The sequence below is a fragment of the Amycolatopsis sp. NPDC059027 genome (assembly GCF_042739735.1).
Taxonomy (GTDB): Bacteria; Actinomycetota; Actinomycetes; order Mycobacteriales; family Pseudonocardiaceae; genus Amycolatopsis.
In genome coordinates, this window is record NZ_JBHYIK010000050.1 from 7,379 (window position 1) to 14,046 (window position 6,668).

The 6,668-nt window shown below is 68.6% G+C and carries 3 protein-coding genes; all 3 read right to left on the minus strand.

Going from position 1 to position 6,668, the window contains the following annotated elements; genetic code table 11:
* Positions 1-254 precede the first annotated feature (254 nt).
* The 3 genes from ligA to ACFWY9_RS30010 all read right to left on the minus strand — a co-directional run bounded on the left by ligA (position 255) and on the right by ACFWY9_RS30010 (position 6,530).
* Positions 255-2,246 carry an NAD-dependent DNA ligase LigA gene (gene ligA, locus ACFWY9_RS30000; protein WP_378340449.1) on the minus strand — a complete coding sequence of 664 codons (1,992 nt, stop codon included), beginning with the start codon at positions 2,244-2,246 and terminating at the stop codon, positions 255-257.
* A 125-nt stretch (positions 2,247-2,371) separates the two neighbouring features.
* A complete protein-coding gene (locus ACFWY9_RS30005) occupies positions 2,372-3,214 on the minus strand; it encodes an alkaline phosphatase family protein (RefSeq protein WP_378331594.1) in 843 nt (280 codons plus the stop codon).
* Between the two features lie 553 nt (positions 3,215-3,767).
* Positions 3,768-6,530 carry an alkaline phosphatase family protein gene (locus ACFWY9_RS30010; protein ID WP_378340450.1) on the minus strand — a complete coding sequence of 921 codons (2,763 nt, stop codon included), beginning with the start codon at positions 6,528-6,530 and terminating at the stop codon, positions 3,768-3,770.
* Positions 6,531-6,668 lie beyond the last annotated feature (138 nt).

Here is a 6,668-nt window from a genome sequence, read left to right on the forward strand (position 1 = left end):
CCGCACCGTCCCCCCCCCCCCCCCCGGCCCCCCTAATGCCACAAACTCACACATCCGGGGCTACACCCCCCCTAATGCTAACATTCAGGGCGGTTTTGTCCTTTGTGGACCCGAGGTGTGGAGGCGTGGTCGTGCCTGGGTGCCGAGGGGCGCCCTGGGTGCGTTGGGTGCGACGAGGGCGTCCCTCGGAGAGGTGAGCGCCCCGAAGGCGTCCTTCGGCACCGGACGCGCGGGGCACGGCGGCGCCGACCGGTTCAGACGACACCCGCCGCGATCAGCTGTTGCCAGATCTCTCCCTGGTCGACGACTTCGACGCCGAGCTTCTCGGCCTTGGCGAGCTTGCTGTCCCCGACCCCGGCGCCGGTGATGAGCAGGTCGGTATTGGCCGAGACCGACGACGCGGTCGCGGCGCCTGCCTTCTCGCACAGCCGCTGGAAGACCGGGCGCGCGACCTTCTCGCCGGAGCGGGGGTCGCTGATCGCGCCGGTGATCACCACGGTCTTGCCCGCCAGCGGCGCGTCGGCCGCGACGACCGGCGGGAGGTCCTCGTCGCGTACGTCCAGGGATACGCCTGCCTCGCGCAGCCGTTCCAGCTCGGGCCGCAGCCGGGTGAGGTGCTCGACGAGGGAGGCGGCGACCTTCGGCCCGATGTCCTCCACGGCCACGAGGCCGTCGACGCCCGCTTCGGCGACCTTCTCGAGCGAGCCGAATCCCGCGCGGCACAGCCGGGCCGCGGTGCCGTCCGAGGCCATCGGGATCGCGAGCCCGATCAGTGCCCGGCGCAGGCCGACCCGGCGGCTCGCGTCGATCGACTCGATCATGCGCGTGGCCGAGACCTCGCCGATGCGCTCGAACTCCAGCAGCCGTTCCTTGGTCAGCCGGTAGAAGTCCGACGGGTTCTCCAGCAGCCCGGCCTCGGCGAGCCGTTCGATCCAGACCCCGCCGACGGCGTCGATGTCCGCGGCGGCCCGCGACGCCCAGTGGATCAGCCGCCGCACGGTCTGCGCGGGACAGGAAACGTTGGTGCAGAACAGTTCCCGGCTGTTGCCCTGTTCGGTCAGCGGCTGCTCGCACGAGGGACACGTGGCGGGCGGCACGATCTCCTTTTCCGCGCCGGTGCGTTTCGACGCGTCGAGCACCCCGGCGACGAACGGGATCACGTCGCCCGCGCGGCGGACCAGCACCGTGTCGCCGATCTTGATGTCCCTGGCGCGGATGACCTCCTGGTTGGCCAGCGTCGCCCTGGTGACCGTCGTCCCGCCCACGAACACCGGCTCCAGCCAGGCCACCGGGGCGATCTTGCCCGTCTTGCCGACGTCCCAGACCACGTCGGCCAGCACGGTGGTCTTCTCCTCGGCGGCGAACTTGTAAGCCAGCGCGCCCCGGGGTGAACTCGACCTGGTCCCGGCCGCGGCGTAGGCGTCCCGGTCGGCCAGGCGCAGCACGGCGCCGTCGAGGTCGTAGTCCAGTTCGTTGCGCTGCCGCTCGATCGTCGCGATCACCTCCTGCGCCGCCTCCGCGTCGGCGCAGCGGCACATGTCCGCGGCGGTGAACCCGATCGCCTGCAGCGCGCTGCCGAGGTCGGCGTCCGTGCTGTCGGGGTCGGTGTCCAGGTCGAAGGCGAAGAACCGCAGGCGCCGCTCGGCCACGGTGGCCGGATCCTTGGCCCGCAGGGTGCCCGCCGCCGCGTTGCGCGGGTTGATCAGTGGCTTGTCCGGATGAGCGGTGTTGTACGCGGCGAAAGTGGACCGCAACATGACCGCCTCGCCCCGTACCTCGACCCGGCCCGGTGCGTCGACCCGCTCCGGCACCCCGTCGGTGAGCGCCCGCACCAGGATGGTCACGTCGTCGCCGGTCGTCCCGTCTCCCCGGGTGACCGCCCGTGCCAGCCGCCCGTCCTCGTAGACCAGGGCCAGCGACAGCCCGTCCAGCTTCGGCATCACCACCACCGGCTGACCGGGAAAGCGGTCGAAGAACGCCGCGACCTGCTCGGGCCGGGTCGCCTTGTCCAGCGACAACATCGGGCGCGAGTGCCGGATCGGGGCGTGCAGCACCGTGGGCGCGCCGACTTGCTCGAGCGGGTTCGGATCGGGCGCCAGCTCCGGGTTCGCCTCGATCAGCCCCCGCAGCTCGTCCTCGATCGCGTCGTACTCCGCGTCCGCCACCAGCGGCGAGCCCCGGTAGTAGGCGTCACGCAGCGCGACGACCCTGTCGGCGAGTTCCTGAATGCGTTCCCGTGCGTCCACACCGCGAGACGCTACCCGGGCCCACCGACAAGAACACCTTCTGGCGGGCCCGGCGGCGCCGCGTGCCCGGCTGGGAGCCGGGTCCCGGCGAGGGGGATGGCCGCCCGCCGGGACCCGGATGCCGGTTACTGCCAGCTGTCGGTGATCGGGGTGGCGCCACAGGCCGAGCCGGTGCAGGCGAGGCCGTAGGCGTCCTCGAGGGTCCGCAGCACGTTGTAGTGGGTGATGTGCTCGGTGTACTTCCCGGTCTTCACGTGCTGGCCGGAGAAAATGGTGGGGATCTGGTTGTTCTGGCTGTGGTCGTCCTCGTCGAAGGTGACGATCAGGAGGCTGTTGTGGGTCTTGGCCCACTGCGCGTAGGCGTCGATGTTGTTCTTCACCCAGGTGTCACCGGTGGAGATGCTGCAGTCGTGCATGTCGTTGCAGAGGTTCGGCACCACGAACGACACGCTGGGCAGCGTGGTGTAGTCGGTGGGGAACCGGCTGAACCGCAGATTGCCGGACGCGGGAACGTTGGTGAAGTTCACCCACGGGTTGTGCTTGCGCGCGTACTGGCCGCTCGTGCAGCCGGTGTAGCCGTCGGACGGCATGCTCTCGGAATAGCCGATGAACGAGTTGCCGGCGCCGATCAGTTCGGACCCGAGGTTGGCCGAGGAATAGGTGTGCGGGCAGGAGTCGTCGGTCAGGCCCTGCGTCGAGCCCGAGAACAGCGCGAGATAGTTGGGCTCGCTGGGGTGGGTCACCGCGAACGACTGGGAGAAGTTCGCGCCGCCGTTGGCCAGCGAAGTGATGTACGGCGCCGACGAGCTGCCGACGATCTCTTTGTAGGAATGGTTCTCCATCACCACCACGACGACGTGGTCGGGACGGGGCACACCCGCGGCCGAAGCCGTCGGCTGTGCCGCGAGGAGACCCGCGACGGTCAACGCGGCCGTGGTGATCACGCCCACCATTCGTCCGATTCGCACAATTCCTCCTTTGTTGTCCACATAGGACTCTGCGTGCCGGGTCGGTGCTGCTTCCGGGTTCCGGTCCGACGGGGAGGAATTGTGCGCCTGTTCGTGTGAATAGGGGGTAGCTTCGCGTGAATAGCCAGCCAAGAATGCCGCACCGTGCGTTCATAGAATGGGTGGAGAGAAAATCTCCGACATTTACTGATCGGGCGCCATGATCTCGGAGAATGTGAATTCCTTTTTGATGTTCCCGCCGATGTCGCTATGTCCTTTGTGGACGCCAATGTGCTGAAGGGAGCTTTCGGTGCGCTCAGTGCTGTGAAGGACGCCTTCACGGCATTCGGTACGGCTCGCAGCGGGAGGCCCGGCGGGGCGGGTCGTTGCGACGAGGGCGTCCCTGGGTGCGTTGGATGCACCCAGGGCGTCCCTCGGTGCGGTGGACGCACCCAGGGCGTCCCTCGGTTCCCTCCACCTCCGCGGAGGGCACCACCGGCACTCTCGGACAAGACACGATGGGGCTCCTGGCCGACGCACTGTCGGCGAGGAACCCCATCGGTGTCGTGGAAGGTCAGCCGTCGGAGTCCGGGGACGGGATCGCGGCGCCGGGCACCTGCTCCGGTGCGTGGACCCGATCCTCACCGGGGTACGGCTGTGTCCACCCGTGCGTCTGGTACCACGTGAAGTGGTTCATCTGCGCGGGATTCGCGTAGTCGGCCTTGGCGTCGGGCCCGGACAGGCGCTGGTGCTTCTGCCATTCCGCCCACTGCGCCGCGACCTGCTGCTTGTCCGCCGGTATGGTGTCCGGCGCCACGGCGGCGGCCGCGGGATCCGGTGGCGAGGGGGAGTCTGCGCCGCAGGGCGGCGGGGTTTTCAGGCCCGCGGTCAGCGACGTCCGGTTGGGCAGCGCGGTGAACGGTGTGAAGTCGGGTGCGTGGGTGAACGCCCCGCGCATCGGGGTGGCCGCGCTGTCCTTCTGGTTCATCGGGTGGATTCCGAGGATCTGCTCGATGGTCCGGATCATCGTGATCTGCGAGTAGTAGTGGCTGTCGACCACGCCGTGCCGGGCCCACGGGCTGATGATCTGGATCGGGGCGCGATGGCCGTCGACGTGGTCGAGACCGGCCTGGGAGTCGTCCTCGACCACGAAGATCGCGGAGTCCTTCCAGTACGGGCTGTGCGAGATCGTGTCCACGATCCTGCCGACCGCGAGATCGTTGTCCGCGACCTGGGCGGCCGCGTTCGGCGGGCCGCCGGTGTGGTCGCTGGAGAGCCAGAACATGTTCAGGTTCGCCGGCCCGTTCTTCTCGAAGTCCCGTTTCCAGATCTCGTACCGGTAGATGTCCGGGACATCGGTGTCGAACTTCGGGAACCCGTGCACCGACACGTCGTTGAGCGACGGGATCGGCGAGGAGGAGACCAGGGGATAGGTGGTGTCCTTGCCGGTGGACCGCATGTCCCTGGTGTCGCAGTACAGGTTCTGCCAGCTCGCGCCGGGCGGCTTGGTCAGGAACTGCTGGAACTCGCCGAAGTCCCGGACGCTCTTGCCCGCCGCCTGCGCGCCGCTCCAGAGGAAGCCGCTCCGCTGGTGGCCGAGCGCGTCGTCCTCGGTGTCGTAGCTGCGTTTGTACTCGCCCGCCGACGACTCGGTGTACTCCGGGTTGTCGGCCTGCATCAGCCAGTTGTGTCCCTCGGCGGAGTTCGTGCCGATGTCGTAGGTGTTGTCGTACAGCCCGAACTGCCGGGTCATGGCGTGCTGGTTCGGCGTGACGTTCTCGCCGAACTGCGCCAGCTTCGGGTCGCCGTTGCCCTTCGGGATGTCCCCGAAGACCTGGTCGTAGGTGCGGTTCTCCTTGACGACCAGGAAGACGTGGTTGATCGTCGAGGGCTCGCCGAGTTTGCCGGGGACCGGCACCGGTTTCTTGCCGCCCTTGCCCTCGGTGAGCGAGACCGAGCCGCCGTGCCAGCCGTTCTGGGTGAAGACCTTGCCGGTCTCGGACCTGATGACGCGGTCGTCCGGCAGCTTGAACCGCTGCAGGCTCGACGTCGTGTCGTGGGTGCCGTGCCCGGCCGCGCTCGTGGGGCGGCGGGCGTCGACGCCCCGGGTGTTGGAGACCAGCACGTCGTTTCCGGCCGTGGTGATCTCCGCGGGGAAGTAGTCGGTCGGGAGCAGGCCGACGTAGCTGACCGGCTCCAGCGGGTTCTTGTACCGGTAGACGGCGACAGCGTTGGCGCGGCCGAGCGTCACCAGCAGATGACCGTCGTCGGTGAGCGCCACCGCGTCGGGCTCGTAGCCGACCGACGCCTCCGGCCACGGCTGGGTGGCGATGGTCTGGACGACCTTGTCACGGGCGGTGTCGATGACCGAGACGTCGTTGGTGGCGGTGTTGGTGACGAACAGCGCCCCGTTCCTGGCGTACAGGGCGGTCGGGTGCAGGCCGACGTCGATGCTCGCGACGGTGGCGGCCGGGTTCGCCAGGTCGATGACGCTGACCGTGCCGGTGGTGGTGGCACCGGTCGCGGGGTCGGCCGGGACCGGGGTGTTATAGGAGTTCAGCGTGGCCTCGCCCGGCTTCGCCGGACGTCCGCCCTCGTTGCTGACGTAGAGCTTCGTGCCGACCTTGGCCAGATCGCGTGGGGCGTTGCCGACGGCCCAGCTCTGCCGGACGACCCCGGTCGCGGCGTCGAGCGCGACCACGCGGTTCTGGCCGTTGATCGCGGAGTACACGGTCGAACCGTCCGGTGAGAACACCGCTTCGCCCACCAGCGCGTGCTTCGCGCCGTCCGCCGGGATCGGGACGAAGACCGGGTTGGCGAGCGTGCCGTCCGGGTTCACGGTGAACTTGCGGTAGCCGTCGGTCTGTCCCAGCCACAGCTGTGCACCGTCGGGCGAGTACGTGGGGCCTTCCTGGCCGACGTCGTTGCCGCTGATGCGCAGGTTCGCCGACGCCGAGTTGCCGACGAGCTGCTGCACCTTCCAGCTTTTCAGGTCCACAATGGACAACGCGAGCCCGCCGTCGGTCACCGAGGCGGCGAGATGGGTGCCGTCCGGGCTGACCGACGACGACATGATCTTGCCGTTGGTGATGAGCAGGCGCTGTCCGTACGGGGCGATGTACTGGTCGGACGAGATGACCTGGCCCTTGTCGGTGATATCGCCGACCTTCTCGGTGCCGAACTGGTGGGTCTGGGCGAAACCGATCCCGGTGCCCGTGGCGACCAGGACGAGTGTGGTCGAACCTGCCGTCGCGATGCGCAGCCCGCGGCCACCGCCCCGGCCGAGCAGGCCGCGCCGGTCCTTCCCGGCACGCCGTCTGCGGCGTGTTACCTGCATCGAGCTATCCCTTCGGAGTGGAGGAGAGGGGGGTCTCGGCGGTTGCCGACCGGGCCAGCCTCAATTGGGGCGACAGAGCCGGACCATCAGTTATCAGACACAAAAACACAACACACAAACAACAATAAAAAGAAAGAG

Bases quoted from the DNA above. Each gene is read 5' to 3' on its own strand.
- ACFWY9_RS30010 (WP_378340450.1), bottom strand. From the start codon at position 6,530: ATGCAGGTAACACGCCGCAGACGGCGTGCCGGGAAGGACCGGCGCGGC.